This is a genomic window from Lysinibacillus sp. NPDC056232 (assembly GCF_042267565.1).
Classification (GTDB): Bacteria; Bacillota; Bacilli; order Bacillales_A; family Planococcaceae; genus Lysinibacillus.
Map to the genome: position 1 here is coordinate 72,624 of NZ_JBHJTF010000008.1, position 15,644 is coordinate 88,267.

Below are 15,644 nucleotides of genomic sequence, written 5' to 3' on the forward strand. Positions count from 1 at the left end.
GATATTTTTCGACTTTAGGAGGCGAAAATTGCCCAACGATCGGTCATTCGTCGGTAAATTTAACCATAAATAATCTAGCGTCAATCATACTATTAATGGAAGTAGAGAACTGCTACTTAATCATGGTAAACTATTGTATAATAGCAGTATTATAGAGGGTGAACTAAATGACAATTCGTTATCCGAATGGGAAATTGTATTCCCCTAATCCTGCTGTTCAAAAAACGGTAAAAAAGGGGAAAGAAAAAGATTTTTCTTTTAGTAATCGAGGTAAAACACTAGAAGATGAAATTAATGAAGCAAACGATTATTATGTAAAAAGGCGACTTGCTATCATTCATAAGAAACCTGTTCCCGTGCAAATCGTCAAAGTAGAGTACCCATCACGAAGTGCTGCAGTTATTCGTGAGGCTTATTTTCGAACACCATCAACAACAGATTACAACGGTGTTTGGAACGGGCATTATATTGATTTTGATGCAAAGGAAACAGCTTCAAAGACCAGTTTTCCGCTAAAGAATATTCACTTACATCAAATGACACATATGCAGCAAGTGACGGAACACAATGGCGTGGCATTTATTATCGTTCGTTTCTCGGCTTTTGAACGATATTTTATCGTGCCATACGATGTTTTACAAAAGGCCTGGCTAGCGATGGAAAACGGTGAACGTAAATCGATCCCCTTTTCAACTATAGAAAAGGAAGCTTTTGAAATTCCTACAAGCTATTATCCACGTATCGATTATTTACCGATTATCCAACAGCTCATTGAAGCACAAAGTCATGGTTCTGAAAGTGAGGAGATAGTAGAATGACTGAACGTCGTCCAACACGCGGTGAGCATCAAAAAGCTCTCGCTCAAAAAAATAAAAAAAGCGCTCCGAAACCATCGAAGAAAAAATGGTTTAAGCGCATTACGCTAACACTTGCAGCAATTATGGCTGCATGTTTTATTGGTGGTGCTGGGTTATTCGCCTATTACGCGAGTACCGCACCTGAATTAGATGAAAGATTACTGAAGGACCCCGTTTCTTCTGAGTTTTATGATAAAAACGGTGATTTATTTGCCACAATTGGTGCAGAAAACCGCAAATATGTAAAATATGAAGATATACCTAAGGATATGGTTAACGCAATCCTTGCAACGGAAGATGCACGCTTTTTCGAGCACGGTGGTATGGATTTTTATCGCCTTGGTGGGGCAATACTCGCTAACTTCCGTGATGGCTTCGGAGCACAAGGGGCCTCTACATTAACACAGCAAGTTGTTAAAAACTCATTTTTACAAAATGAGAAAAAATTAAAACGTAAAGCACAGGAAGCTTGGCTTGCCTACCAATTAGAACGTAAATATTCAAAAGAAGAAATTTTTGAAATGTACTTTAACAAAATGCTGATGTCAGGTCGTGTTTATGGCTTCGGAACAGCAGCCCAATATTTCTACGGGAAAGAACTAAAAGATTTAAGTTTAGATGAAGAAGCATTACTTGCAGGTTTAGTACAGCGCCCAAATGCTTACAATCCATTAAAAAATCCTGAACTTGCAGAAAAACGCCGTAATACCGTTCTAGGTTTAATGTATCAACATAAAAAAATTACAAAAGCCGAGATGGAGGAAGCAAAGAAAGTAAACGTTCAAGCTGGTCTAGCTGACGATGCGACACGTCAAAAATTTGCTGGCTCTAAATACGACGCCTTCCTTGATGTCGTTATTAATGAGCTAGAGAGTAACGGCGATGGTTCTGCAATGGCGGAAGGAATTAAAGTTTACACAACACTTGATCCGAATGCTCAGCAAATTGTTGAAAACATTATGAATGATGACAGTAACTTCCCGTCCGAAAAGATTCAATCGGGTGTGTCTGTCATTGATACGAAAACTGGTCAAATTCAAGCAATCGGTGGCGGACGCAATTACGGGGCTGAACGCGGTTGGAACTATGCCTATGATTTAAAACATCAACCAGGTTCAACAATAAAACCATTACTAGATTATGGACCAGCAATTGAAAATCTAAAATGGTCAACAGGTCAAACAATTGTGGACGAACCTATGACCTACACTAATTCGAAACAAAACATTACAAACTGGGATAATAAATATATGGGTGCAATGACAGCACGTAAAGCTTTATATGCTTCACGTAACGTTCCAGCTGTTAAAGCATTACAAGAAGTTGGTATTGATAAAGCTAAAGAATTTGTTGGTCGTTTAGGTATTAATTCTAAAAATGTTTATGAATCTGATGCAATCGGTGGTGGAGATATTACGATGTCTCCTACGCAAATGGCTGCTTCCTATGCAGCATTTGGGAATAATGGTGTTTACACTGATCCTTATGCAATTACTAAAATCGTTTACCGTGACGGTAAAACAACAAAAGACTACACACCAGAGTCTAATGTAGCAATGAGCGATTATACAGCTTACATGGTGACAGATATGTTACGTGACGTTGTCGGCAATAAGCCGGATGCATCAGGTACTGCTGCCAATGTACCTGGATTAGATATCGCAGGTAAAACAGGTACAACAAACTACGCAGCTGCTGATTTTAGCAAACATAATTTACCGGATACAAGTGTACCGGACTCATGGTTTGCTGGGTATACTTCAAACTATTCAATCGCTATTTGGAGTGGTTATGAAGAACACTTTGATCCAATTACAACTTGGGATGAGCGTCGTTTACCACAACATTTATTTAAACAAATTATGCAAGATATTTCGCAGAACGTTGAAACACCACGTTTCAAAAAGCCAAACTCAGTTGTGGAAGCTACAATTGAAGTAGGATCAAAGCCACTTAAATTAGCAAGTAGTTTTACTCCAAGTGAGAAACGTCGAACAGAGCTTTTTGTACGTGGTTCTGAGCCTAATGAAGTTTCAAATGAATACGCTGTACCAGAGCTTTCTACACCTTACAATGTAAGTGCAAGCCTAGATTTAGAAGGTCAATCTATCAATATTTCTTGGGAGCATGATGCAATGCTTAATCCGGATTCAAATGAACCGCTACCAACAACTTTCGAAGTATCCGCTAAAAAAGAAGGTGGAGAGACTATTTCTCTTGGTAAAACGGAAAGCAAAGGTTTAACAGTTAGCAACATGCTGGAAGATGGCAACTACACGATTTCAGTCGTAGCAGTTGTAGATGGTACACGCAGTAAACCAGGTACAACTACCTTCCAAGTAACAGGTACGGCTGAAGAAGATAAAGAGCCAGATACTCCTGAGGAACCTGATATTGAGGAACCAACGGAACCGGACCAAAATGGCTCTACCGAGGACAACGATAACCACAATGGTAACGGAAATGATAACAATGGCAATGGCAATACCGGCAACAATGGGAACGGGAACGGTAATGGTAATGGCAATGGCGATGGCAATGGCAGTGGGAATGGCAACAGTGGCAATACTGGAAATAACGGTACCCCTCCAGGAAACAATGGCAACAATAATGGTAGCCAGCCACCAACAACACCAACTGAACCAACCGTACCGGATGATGGTACCGGTAGTACTGAATAAAATAAAGCAGAGTAGCTTAACGCTACTCTGCTTTTTTGTTATTGAAGAACTATATGTCAATAAAATTAAAGTGTCATATTAAATCTTCTGCAAAACAAGGGGGTGATTTCTGTTCCGATGTTCATTTTTATCGGAATACTTTGAAGATTTATCGGAACAATTTTAACTTTTATCGGAATATTATCTCGTTTTATCGGAACAATTTCAATTTCTATCAAAAAAAGACGACTCAATCACAATGGAGAGAGTCGTCTAGAGATTTTACGGCCCCAAAAATTTAGGAGCGCGTTATCAGATTTCATTGCCCATTCTATTTTTCAACGCTACTCTGCTTTTTTATCTCTTTCAATTTGCTAAATCTATCCGTCTGTATTACTTTTTTGCAGCTTGCAAGCGTAGTCGTGCTGCTCGTTTTTTTGTTTCCTTAAATAATTCATCGAGCTGACGATAACAAGCATATTGGCCAGGCTTTGCTTTTATAAAGATTAATCGTTCTACACCGTTAATGGGCAATACTTCATCGCCTGCTTCTTGCACTAAACGCTCAAACAATAAAATAGCCTCTTCCATCAATCCTTTTGCTTCACCGTTCCTTGCATCATGAGCTGCATGAATTTTGGCCTCTAGTTCCGTCCATTCTACAAACCAAGCATCCACTTTTTCCTTTGCGATTGCCTCTACATTCATGATTCCTTCACCAGCCCTTTTTTCAAACGCTTTTGTCCTTCTCTACAATCATCAAGTAAAGGGCATGTGAGACAGTTAGGGTTTTGAGCTTTACAATGATAACGACCGAAGAAAATTAGCTGATGATGTGTTTTCGACCACTTGTCCATCGGTGTTTTTTTCATAATTGTTTCCTCGACTTCTAATACTGAATCCTTCCAGCGACAAAGCCCTAATCGTTTAGACACGCGCTCTACATGTGTATCCACTGCAAGTGCAGGAATATCAAAAGCTACAGACAACACGACATTAGCCGTCTTGCGACCAACACCGGGCAACGTAACTAGTGCTTCACGACTTGCTGGTATTTCGCCCCCGTATTCCTCTAATAGTCGTTGACATAATGCTTGAATGTTCTTCGCCTTATTTCGATACAAGCCGATGGAGCGAATATCCTGTTGTAGCTCCTCTAAGGATACAGCTAAATAATCTTCAGGCTTTTTATATTTTTGAAACAATGTTTTCGTTACTTTGTTTACAAGTACATCCGTACATTGTGCTGATAATAGCGTGGCAATAGTCAGTTCAAACGGATTGTCATGCACTAGTTCACAATGTGCATCAGGGAACATACGGTCCATTTCCGCTAGACAATGCTCCCATTGTTTTTTTGTTAACATGTCGGAAGCCCCCTATTCTCTTTCTTCTAACCAATTATAAAATGGTACTTTATTTGTCGACTGTGATTCTTGCTGCATTGTACGATTTGACGGTCTGTTAAAGGTTTGCTTTTCTCGGAACTGCTCACTTTGCTTTTGTGCAGCCTGAGGTGTCGTAATATTTTTCTTTTTCCACTCCAGTAATATTCGATCAATATAACGAATACTTAGCTTGCCAGCAAACACAGCCTCCTTAAGCGCCTCCTTAATAAGCGCCGGACTGTGCTTATCCTCATCTAACCAAAATCCGATTTTTTCTAGCTCTAAAGGAGATAAAAGACGCCCCATTTCTTCTTCAAATAATCGGAAAACCTCCCCCTCTTCTTGTCGAAGTGATGTTGCGGATTTTTGATGTTCCTTCATTTCAATTATCTGCATAATACGCTCCCACAGTGGGTATACCGAGTATTTTTCATATAGTTTGCCACTTGCATCGACGTCGCTTGTTATTTCTAGGAAACCTTTTTGCATTAATCGCTGTAGACGTGAAGTAATGTCATTGCTAGGCATTGTTAGACGATTCATTAGATCATTAGGCGTTGGAAAATCATTCCCCTCTATATTGAATGCAAGTAAATGCATAACAATAAGTGCCTCATCATCCTCAATATTTAACTCCTTATAAAACTGAAAAAAAAGCTGAGGAATTTGAATCATTCTCTGCTCAGTCCATGTACGGAGTCGATTATTATTTGCGCTCATATTATACTTGACTCCTTTTCCATCGTAAGTAGAAAAGCCGCGTAGACATATCACTACGCGACTTTTTTAATTTTACACTTTCAAAACCTAAATTGCTTAAGGGTATAAGCGGTTTAATAAACGTGGGAATGGAATTGTTTCACGAATATGCTCCGTGCCAGAAATCCATGCTACTGTACGTTCTAATCCAAGACCGAAGCCTGAATGTGGCACAGAGCCTTGTTTACGTAACTCTAAATACCATGCATAAGCATCTAAAGATAAATGATGTTCTTCAAGACGAGATTTTAATAAATCAAAGTCATGGATACGCTCAGAACCACCAATTATTTCACCATAACCTTCTGGTGCAATTAAATCTGCACATAATACTACATCATCGCGGTCAGGATGTGGTTGCATGTAGAACGGCTTAATGCCTACTGGGTAGCATGTGATGAACACAGGTTTGTCATATGAATTAGCAATTGCTGTTTCATGTGGTGCACCGAAATCATCGCCCCATTCAATATCGTCAAATCCTTGTTCATGTAATAATTTAATGGCATCGTCATAAGAAATACGAGGGAATGGTGCTTTAATATTTTCAAGTTTAGATGTATCGCGGCCAAGACGCTCTAAATCTAATTTGCAATTTGCCAGAACTGATTGCACGATATGCTCCACGTATTGTTCTTGCATTTCTAAGTTTTCTTCAAATTCAACAAACGCCATTTCCAGCTCAATCATCCAAAACTCGATTAAGTGACGACGTGTTTTAGATTTTTCAGCACGGAATGTTGGGCCGAATGAGAACACTTTACCTAAAGCCATCGCAGCCGCTTCCAAATAAAGCTGACCAGATTGAGAAAGGAATGCATCTTCATCAAAATATTTTGTATGGAATAACTCAGAAGTACCTTCAGGAGATGATCCAGTTAAAATTGGCGGGTCCATTTTTGTAAAGCTAGTGTTGTTAAGAAACTCATAAGTTGCACGAATAATTTCGTTACGGATTTTCATGATCGCATGTTGCTTACGAGAACGTAGCCATAAGTGACGGTTATCCATTAAAAACTCAGGACCGTGTTCTTTTGGCGTAATCGGAAAATCAGTTGCAGCGTGAAGCACTTCAATACCAGTTACAACAAGCTCACAACCAAAGCTTGAACGCTCATCTGCTTTAACCTCTCCTGTAATGTACATAGAAGTTTCTTGGGACATACCTTTTGCAATTGCAAAAATTTCTTCGCCTACTTCTTCTTTTACAACAACGCCCTGTACAAAGCCAGAACCATCACGTAGTTGTAAAAAGGCAATTTTACCACTTGATCGTTTGTTAGATAACCAAGCACCTAGCTTGATTGTTTCGCCGATATGCTTTGGCATATCTTGAATCATAATTTTTTTCATATAAATCCTCCAAAGTTGGTTAAAAGGATTAGTCTTGCCATTTTGATTTTACAAATGTATCAATTCGACGGACTGCCTCTTCTAATAAGTCTAAAGATGTAGCATAAGATAATCGCATTGTAGTTGGTGCTCCAAAGCCAGAACCTGGGATCACTGCTACGTTTGCTTCTGTTAAAATATCCGCAGCGAATGCATCTACAGAATCATAGCCAGTATGAGCCATAGCTTCTGCGACATCTGGTAATAAGTAGAATGCACCCTGTGGTTTTAATACATTGAAGCCAGGAATTGCACTTAACTGTGGATAGATTTTTTCAAGACGAGATTCGAATGCTTGACGCATTTCTTCAACCGTGTCTTGTGGGCCATTATAGGCTTCCACTGTTGCATATTGTGCAGTTGTTGTTGCGTTCGATGTAGAGTGTGATGCAAGGTCAGTCATTGGTTTAATAATGTCCGCATCCCCTGCAGCATACCCGATACGCCAACCTGTCATAGAGTGAGATTTTGCAACACCATTTACAACGATTGTACGTGCTTTCACTGCATCAGATAGCTGTGCAATTGAAAAATGCTCAATACCATTGTATACAAGCTTCTCATAAATTTCATCTGACACGATTAAAATATCTTTTTCTTCTGCAACAGCAGCAATTTCAGCAATCTCATCGCGAGAATAAATCATACCTGATGGGTTGCTAGGAGAGTTAATGATAACTGCTTTTGTTTTATCTGTCACAGCAGCTCTTAATTGATCTGCAGTAATTTTATAGCCTTGCTCACGTGTGCCTTCCACATAAACTGGAACACCGCCCGCTAATTTTACTTGCTCCGGATAAGATACCCAATAAGGAATTGGAATAATAACTTCATCACCCTCGTTTAAAATAACTTGGAATAAAGTGTAAAGAATATGTTTTGCTCCAACACCTACAATTACTTCATTCGGCTTGTATGTAAGATTGTTGTCGCGTTGAAGTTTATCGATAATGGCTTGCTTAAGTACCGGAAGACCGCCAGCAGGTGTATATTTTGTTAACCCTTTTTCCATCGAATCAATGGCAGCATTTAAAATATTTTGTGGCGTGTTGAAATCAGGTTCACCAGCGCCAAGGCCAATAACATCAATACCTTGCTCTTTTAACTCCTTCGCTTTCGCAGTAATGGCTAAAGTTGAAGATGGTGTTAAAGTTTTTACACGGTTTGCTAATAAATTTTTCATACGGGATCTACTCCTCTTATAAATTCGTAATGCGCTTCCACCAGTCGCCGTCCTTAAACATAATATAGACATAGTTGAGCTTATCGTGATCGTTTAGGTATGCTATTTCCCAAACAGCCCCTGGCTCCTCATAACCTAATTTCACATTGAGGACTTTTTGTACATTTCCTTCCTTTTTTAAAACCGATAATGCTTCCTTCTCCGTAATACCATCTTTTAACAATACTTCCTTAATTGAATCAGCTTTTAGATTCGTCGGAACGAAGACAGCTTTTTTATCACCATATTCATCTACCCCGAACACAGTGACATACGAATGTTTGCCATTATATGTGTAGGACTCCGAGACAATTGCGAGGGCTTTGGCATCAAGTGCCAACTGTTCAGCCTGATCTTCAATTGAATGGAATGGAGCCTCGGCTTTCCAGAGTACTAAAATACTAATGACAAGTGACAACGAAACCATAAAGACAGAAATGAAAATCAACCAGTTTTTCATATATTCACCTTATGTTTCACATCTAGCATATTCTTTAACCCAAATGCCTGATGCTTTTGTATGTTTATAACTGCGTATACATTCATTTTGCTTTCCATTTTTGTCAACCTGCTTTCTTTCCTCATACCACAACATTATACAACAATTTTGTGCTGTCGTGTCTCTTAATTTCATATATTGTACGTTGATAGAATAACGTTTTCAAATGATTCGAGTAGTAATTTTTTTCTTTTTGGTTTAGCCCTTAAAAATGTTAACCCTTTCAATGTAAAAATCCCTATTCACAATTGCGAATAGGAAGTAAAATTTCCGCTAAAAACTAACGATAATTCACATATAACACAGTTCGTACGACTGTCCTGGTTTGCCCGGTACCACCAACAATCTACTTGCTCAATTTGTAATTGCTCAAACACCCCTGTTTTGCTGTGAATATCGAACTCCTGCAGATGATTAAATGTCGATATTTTTTATTCGCACAATTTTCTCCATTATTGTCCTTGTTGCCCAGTGTTTTTACCCATATGATGAGGTAATTAGCAATTTTTAAGAATTGAAAAAGGGACGTGATGTTTTGACTAAAGAAGTTAATCCTACAGATCCAGCAACAATACCAAAATTTGTGGATGAGCTGCCAAAACCGGTTACCGTTAAACCAAAATACTATAAGGGCCAACAAAGAAAAGATTATTATGAGCTTAAAATGATCCAAGCAGAGCATTGTTTCCATAAAGATTTCCCAAAATCAATTATATGGGGCTATAACGGGCTTTATCCCGGACCAACTATTGAAGCTAAAAAAGACAAAAGCATTTATGTTCGATATAAAAACCAATTGCCCTCAAAGCACTTTTTACCAGTCGATTTTACACTTCATGCGGCTAACGATTCGCAGGAAGTAAGAACTGTTACACATTTACATGGCGCAAATGTCGATTGGGAGAGTGACGGTCATCCCGAAGCATGGTATACAAGAGATTATGCGCAAACAGGCCCAAAGTTCAATAATGAAATACACGAATATACTAATCATCAACCCGGCACAACACTATGGTACCATGATCATGCAATGGCACTAACTCGTTTAAATGTGTATGCGGGATTAGCCGGTTTTTATTTACTTCGGGATTCACTTGAGGAGCGTTCTAACCTACCTTGTGGTGACTATGAGTACCCTATCTTAATTCAAGATAAATCGTTTAATGAAGACGGCTCACTTTTCTATCCTGATGAACCACCATTCCCAGTTCCCGTTCATCCATCTATTACACCTGGCTTTGTTGGTAATACCATCGTTGTAAACGGGAAGGTCTGGCCTTATTTAAATGTCGAGCCTCGTAAATATAGATTTCGTTTTCTCAATGGCTCCAATAGAAGAGGTTATGTCATTAGCCTTTCAAACGATGAGCCTATGATACAAATCGGAACAGACGGAGGCTTTTTAACAGCTCCTCAAGAAATTCAATCTGTAGAGTTATTGCCGGCAGAACGAACAGATGTTATTGTCGATTTTTCATCATGGGAAGGTCAGGAAATAACGTTAATCAATTCTGATGAAGATATCATCGATGAACATACAAGAGTAATCATGCAGTTTAACGTATGTCTTCCTCTAAAGTGTGAGGATACTAGTGAAATACCAGAAAGACTCGCAGTATCAATGGATTTACACTCACACGATGCACATATCGAGAGACACTTACCATTAACGGCTACGACAGATGATTTTGGTCGGCCAATGTTATTATTAAATAATCGTATGTATCATGACCCTGCTACTGAAAAGCCTGCACTTGATAGTATAGAAATATGGAATTTTATGAATGCCACACAGTTTGATCACCCTATTCATCTACATTTAATTCAATTTAAAATACTAGAACGACGCCCTTTCGATATGGAGCTATATCAAAATGAAGGTAGACTGGAATTTACAGGTCCCCCTGAAAAACCACATAACTATGAGCAAGGTTGGAAAGATACTGTAAAAGCGGAAGCCGGGAAAGTGACGAAAATTATTATGCATTGGAAAGATCATGTCGGCCATTATATGTGGCATTGTCATTTCCTAGAACATGAAGATCATGACATGATGCGACCAATACTCGTTATGAAGGACGTTCACCCCGTGCAAGAGCCACATGCTGAAATCCAGCACCAGGAAATAGAGCATTCGCCAGAACAGCATCATGGCGACTCTCCTATTGTTACAGGTAATAATGAGCACACCGTACCACTCTTGAACAATACTCAATACATCACTCCAACAGAAGAAAAAATAGAATATTCTCATGCTTCTCCCTTACAAACAGCTAAATTAGAAGAAGAAATAGACTACATTCCGCAAACTATTCCCCTCTTAACTAGTACTCAAAACATTACTCACTCTACTGAAACAACTTATTTAGAAGACGAAATAGACTATAATCCGCAAACTATTCCTCTCTTAACTAGTACCCAAAACATTACTCGCTCGCCTGATACAGCTTATTTAGAAGACGAAATAGACTATAATCCGCAAACTATTCCTCTCTTAACTAGTACCCAAAACATTACTCGCTCTCCTGATACAGCTTATTTAGAAGACAATGTGGAATATAATCAGCTATCTGCACCGCTCTTGAACACTACTCAGCCTATCACTTTTTCTAATGTAGAGCGCTTAGAGCATAAAGTAACTGATATTGAAAGTATTCCTCAGCCAATCTTCCCGTCTACTGAGTTTCAACCTCCACGACAAAGAATAGCTACTAGGCGTCGGAGAAGATGGTACTAATGTTAAGAGGCTGGGACAAAACTAGTCAAAATCTTAATAAGCGCGAGAAATCAATTTTAGAACGTTGATTTCTCGCGCTTTATAAATTATAGGTACGATAAGTAGAAGTAGATCGTCCGCCGATAACGGAAATAGTGGTCATTATCTATTTGTTTTGTATAACTAACAATAAAAGTGAATCATTTAGCTGCCTCGCTCTTTTCAAAGCGTAAAATTCTCTTAGTTGCAATTGCCATCACTACCATAGCAATACTAATGATTAAAATAGGAACATAGACTTTAACACTAAATGCTTCAAATAATACGCCATACAATATTTGCCCAATTGGTGCCATACTTTGTGAAACAGCAATGATAATCGCCATGACCTTCCCTAAGTTTTCATTAGGTGTTTCTTTTTGAACAACTGTAATAACGTAAATAGAGATGATCGTCATAATCATAGCGATTAAAAGTGCGCTAACTACAAATAAAGTATAGGATGGGTAATAGCCAATATTAAGCAGCAGTGGTGTGACCGATAGAGCCATTGGGACAATCAATAAAGCAGTGATGAAAATCCAAATATACAAATTATTGATACCCATTTTTTTTCGCAAAGTACCCCATAGATAAAGCTCCTAAAATTGTAGCAAAATCAATTAACCCCATCCCGACTCCATACAATGTATCACTACTTTGCATTGTAACACGGAGAATAATCGGAACCCCTACGACAAACAGCGGTGTTAATAATAAATTTAATAATGCCGCTAAAATCATACATTTGAATATAAAAGATTGCTTCACTACATAGCTAAAACCCTCTTTCAAATCATTGACAAGCGTCGGAATAATATGTCCGCTCTTCTCTCGTTGAATAAATGGTATATGAATAAACATTTCTAATATGGCAGAAAGAAAAAAGAACACACCACTCACCACAACAAGCACTTTTAAGCCAATCATACCGTATAGTATTCCTCCTAATACAGGAGCAGCTACATTAGACAATGCTTGAATACCATTAACAATTCCATTGGCTTGCTCAAGCTTTTCCTCTTCTACAAGAACTGGAATACTAGCCATCACTGCAGGCGCATACATAGCACTAACAAAGGAAAGCAGTACCATCACAACACCTATAAGCCAAACGGAACTATTACCAATCGCTAGCATTGCAAAGAAAATAAAAACAATTATGCTACTCATAAAATCAAAAATCACCATTAAATTGCGTCGATTAAATCTGTCAGCAATTGCTCCTCCAAACGGCGCTAGTAAAATCGGGACACTCGATATCGCAAATAGTACTGCAAAAAGATCTGCCCGTCCTGTAATATCTAGTACATAAAGTGATAAGGCAAACCTTAAAAGCGCAGATCCTAAAATAGAAATAATTTGCCCAATCACCATCAGGTTAAAGTCTTTTGAAAAGCCTTTTCTTTTAATCTGTGATTCCATTCATCTGCCCCCTTCCTTTTAGAACTATTAAAGTAACTAACATTCACGACACTCTTGAAAATGTCGATTTGCAATGTCTAAGAAAATAATTTTTTTTGTATCGCAAGAAGAAGGACATTACTAAAAATACTCATAACCAGTGCGACTAATTTTTGATTTCCGATGAAATTTTTCCTTAACGTCATACGTAGATTTCTTTATTTTACGATTCATAAGATAAACTTTTTCTTTTAACTTCTGTTCAGTCTCTTGCTTTTTGTTGATAAAAAAATGATGTATCTCCTTTAATCATGACGTTCTTCATCTTCATATTTACCGTTTCTTCATACCCATCTAGTTCTTCACCGTCAAAACGATAGAGTTTTTGCAATAGCTTCCACAATGTTTCAATTTCCTCTGTTGAAAAGTCTTTAAAGATATCTGCTAAAAAGTAAGTAGACTTCTCCGAACAAGCAATTAACGCTTTTTTTCCTCTAAAGTAATCTCGACATTGATCGATCTTTTATCTAATTTACTTGGTATCGTTTGGACATATCCTTTTTTCACAAGACTCGTTATTAACTTATTCGCAGTTTGCTTAGTTGTACCATTAGTATGAGTAGACAAGCTGATTAAAAAAGATCCAGCATACAGTTTAAAGAAGGCGACTCGCTCAACATTTTATCATCTGAGGAGTTTACATTAATTTCACTGTATAATCTAAAACACCCTTCTTCAATAGACCGACTGTCGGTTTATAATATTGTATGATATTTCTCCAAAAAAAGGAACTTGTTTTGAACTTACACTAAAAAATTTAGAATAGATCGAATTTATCTCAATCACAATCATCATCTCTTACCCATTTCATATTCAGTTCATAAAGACATGCTATAGTTAGTAACATAAAAGATTCATATTTTATTGTTGATGAAATTGAAGGAGGATTTACTTTGCAGGAGACATCAAAAGATACGACAAAACTTACGGATTGGCGACGTTTTGTTCGCCTAGTGAAACAAGCTGAGCCACCAGTATCGCTTTTAATTATTGCATTAATCATGAGTTTAGCAACTACAGGTGTAGGCTTTATCGTACCGTTATTTACAAAAAAATTAGTCGATGGTTTTTCATTAGCATCACTTGATTATTGGCAAATTATTTTGTTAGGCATTGCTTTTATCGCACAGGCAATTGCAAGTGGCCTTTCTATTTATTATTTAAATCGTGTCGGACATCATGTTGTCGCGACATTACGAGATCAGCTATGGAGAAAGCTACTTCATTTACCAATTCCTTATTATGATGAGAACGATACAGGTGAAACATTAAGTCGTGTTACGAATGACACAGCTGTTGTCAAGGAGCTCATTACGGAACACCTTGCCAACTGTTTATCAGGTGTTATTTCTATTATTGGGTCAATCATTATTCTATTAATTTTAGACTGGAAAATGACCTTAGTCATGCTGATTGCTGTTCCGCTTGCTATGATTATTTTAATGGTGTTAGGAAGACGTATGTTTGTTATTTCAAAAGGAATGCAAGATGAGACAGCAAAATTCACATCCGTGTTAAATCAAGTTTTACCAGAAACACGATTAGTAAAAGCGTCAAATGCCGAAAGTATAGAATATGAGCGTGGTAAGAAAGGCATTACAAACCTCTTTACGTTTGGCTTAAAAGAAGCTAAAATCCATGCTCTTATTTCGCCACTCATTTCGTTTGTCTTAATGTCAGTCCTTGTGGCCATTATTGGGTATGGCGGTGTACGAGTTTCTTCAGGAGAGCTTACAGCTGGAGACATGGTAGCATTTATTTTATATTTAATCCAGATCATCATGCCGATGACCCAATTAACAATGTTCTTTACACAGCTTCAAAAAGCAATGGGTGCTACAGAGCGAATTAGTGCATTACTTGAGCATGAAGAAGAAGATATTTTTGAAGGAAAAACAATAGAAAAAGTGGATCAACCTATTTATGTAAAAAGTGTTGACTTTGCATATGGAGAGGACCTAATTTTATCGAATATTAATTTTACCATTGAACCAGGTAAAGTTACGGCCATCGTCGGACCTAGTGGCGGAGGGAAAACAACAACATTTTCTCTGTTAGAAAGATATTATCAGCCTACTAACGGAAGTATTACACTTGGTGAAACCCCTATCAACACGTACTCCTTACACTCTTGGAGAAGCCAAATCGGCTATGTTGCTCAGGAAAGTGCACTGCTGTCTGGTACGATTCGTGAAAATATTTGCTATGGTATTAATAGAGAAGTGCAGGATGAAGAGCTTGAGCGAGTTGCCAAAATGGCCTATGCCGATCAATTTATCAATGAACTACCAGACCAATTTGATACAGAGGTAGGAGAACGAGGCATTAAGCTTTCTGGCGGTCAACGACAACGAATCTCTATCGCCAGAGCACTTTTACGCGACCCTCAAATATTAATGCTAGATGAAGCAACATCTAGTCTAGATAGTAAATCAGAAATCTATGTTCAAAAAGCATTAGATAATTTAATGCAAGGTAGAACAACGCTTGTCATTGCACACCGCCTTTCTACAGTAGTAGATGCCGATCAAATACTTTTTGTGGAGAAAGGACATATTACGGGCAGCGGCACACATGATTCTCTATTTGAGACTCATGATATGTATCGAGAGTTTGCCAAGCAACAATTACGTATTAAAGAGGAATAA

10 protein-coding genes and 2 pseudogenes are annotated in these 15,644 nt (G+C 38.1%); 4 read left to right on the top strand and 8 right to left on the bottom strand.

The genetic code is table 11. From position 1 onward, the window contains the following. The first annotated feature begins 167 nt into the window (after positions 1 to 167). Entirely contained in the window at positions 168 to 818 is a 651-nt protein-coding gene (recU, locus tag ACFCYJ_RS08670) for a Holliday junction resolvase RecU (RefSeq protein WP_376073364.1), read from the top strand. After that, positions 815 to 3,538, top strand: coding sequence for a PBP1A family penicillin-binding protein (locus ACFCYJ_RS08675; protein WP_376073366.1), 2,724 nt, complete (start codon positions 815 to 817; stop codon positions 3,536 to 3,538). The genes recU and ACFCYJ_RS08675 overlap by 4 nt, the downstream gene beginning before the upstream one ends. A 372-nt stretch (positions 3,539 to 3,910) precedes the next feature. Here the strand turns inward: ACFCYJ_RS08675 and ACFCYJ_RS08680 are convergent, their stop codons facing one another. The 6 genes from ACFCYJ_RS08680 to ACFCYJ_RS08705 all read right to left on the bottom strand — a co-directional run bounded on the left by ACFCYJ_RS08680 (position 3,911) and on the right by ACFCYJ_RS08705 (position 8,738). Continuing rightward, on the bottom strand, positions 3,911 to 4,225 hold the full coding sequence (locus tag ACFCYJ_RS08680; RefSeq protein ID WP_376073368.1) for a YpoC family protein: 315 nt from the start codon (positions 4,223 to 4,225) through the stop codon (positions 3,911 to 3,913). Next, positions 4,222 to 4,884: an endonuclease III gene (nth, locus tag ACFCYJ_RS08685; RefSeq protein WP_376073370.1), complete on the bottom strand. Its 663-nt coding sequence runs from the start codon at positions 4,882 to 4,884 to the stop codon at positions 4,222 to 4,224. The genes ACFCYJ_RS08680 and nth overlap by 4 nt, the downstream gene beginning before the upstream one ends. Before the next feature lie 12 nt (positions 4,885 to 4,896). Continuing rightward, positions 4,897 to 5,625 (bottom strand): DnaD domain-containing protein, encoded by a 729-nt coding sequence (locus ACFCYJ_RS08690; RefSeq protein WP_376073372.1) that lies wholly within the window; start codon positions 5,623 to 5,625, stop codon positions 4,897 to 4,899. 96 nt (positions 5,626 to 5,721) lie between these two features. Then, positions 5,722 to 7,017, bottom strand: a complete 1,296-nt coding sequence (asnS, locus tag ACFCYJ_RS08695) for an asparagine--tRNA ligase (RefSeq protein WP_376073374.1) — start codon at positions 7,015 to 7,017, stop codon at positions 5,722 to 5,724. A gap of 28 nt (positions 7,018 to 7,045) precedes the next feature. Then, entirely contained in the window at positions 7,046 to 8,239 is a 1,194-nt protein-coding gene (locus ACFCYJ_RS08700) for a pyridoxal phosphate-dependent aminotransferase (protein WP_376073375.1), read from the bottom strand. Positions 8,240 to 8,255: 16 nt separating this feature from the next. After that, positions 8,256 to 8,738, bottom strand: coding sequence for a cell wall elongation regulator TseB-like domain-containing protein (locus ACFCYJ_RS08705; protein ID WP_376073377.1), 483 nt, complete (start codon positions 8,736 to 8,738; stop codon positions 8,256 to 8,258). A 574-nt stretch (positions 8,739 to 9,312) separates the two neighbouring features. On the opposite strand from ACFCYJ_RS08705, the gene ACFCYJ_RS08710 reads away from it, so the two are divergent. Further along, positions 9,313 to 11,514: a multicopper oxidase family protein gene (locus ACFCYJ_RS08710; RefSeq protein WP_376073379.1), complete on the top strand. Its 2,202-nt coding sequence runs from the start codon at positions 9,313 to 9,315 to the stop codon at positions 11,512 to 11,514. A 179-nt stretch (positions 11,515 to 11,693) separates the two neighbouring features. Here ACFCYJ_RS08710 and ACFCYJ_RS08715 read toward each other — a convergent pair. Further along, positions 11,694 to 12,957, bottom strand: a pseudogene (locus ACFCYJ_RS08715) (MFS transporter). A gap of 241 nt (positions 12,958 to 13,198) precedes the next feature. Then, positions 13,199 to 13,545 (bottom strand): annotated as a pseudogene (locus tag ACFCYJ_RS08720) (MarR family winged helix-turn-helix transcriptional regulator); the annotation flags it as partial. Positions 13,546 to 13,889: 344 nt separating this feature from the next. Between ACFCYJ_RS08720 and ACFCYJ_RS08725 the strand changes: the two are divergent. Then, complete coding sequence (locus ACFCYJ_RS08725; RefSeq protein WP_376073380.1) at positions 13,890 to 15,644, top strand: ABC transporter ATP-binding protein; 1,755 nt, start codon at positions 13,890 to 13,892, stop codon at positions 15,642 to 15,644.

Coding starts and splice junctions, on each gene's coding strand:
- recU (WP_376073364.1), top strand. CDS start 168: ATGACAATTCGTTATCCGAATGGGAAATTGTATTCCCCTAATCCTGCT.
- ACFCYJ_RS08675 (WP_376073366.1), top strand. CDS start 815: ATGACTGAACGTCGTCCAACACGCGGTGAGCATCAAAAAGCTCTCGCT.
- ACFCYJ_RS08680 (WP_376073368.1), bottom strand. CDS start 4,225: ATGAATGTAGAGGCAATCGCAAAGGAAAAAGTGGATGCTTGGTTTGTA.
- nth (WP_376073370.1), bottom strand. CDS start 4,884: ATGTTAACAAAAAAACAATGGGAGCATTGTCTAGCGGAAATGGACCGT.
- ACFCYJ_RS08690 (WP_376073372.1), bottom strand. CDS start 5,625: ATGAGCGCAAATAATAATCGACTCCGTACATGGACTGAGCAGAGAATG.
- asnS (WP_376073374.1), bottom strand. CDS start 7,017: ATGAAAAAAATTATGATTCAAGATATGCCAAAGCATATCGGCGAAACA.
- ACFCYJ_RS08700 (WP_376073375.1), bottom strand. CDS start 8,239: ATGAAAAATTTATTAGCAAACCGTGTAAAAACTTTAACACCATCTTCA.
- ACFCYJ_RS08705 (WP_376073377.1), bottom strand. CDS start 8,738: ATGAAAAACTGGTTGATTTTCATTTCTGTCTTTATGGTTTCGTTGTCA.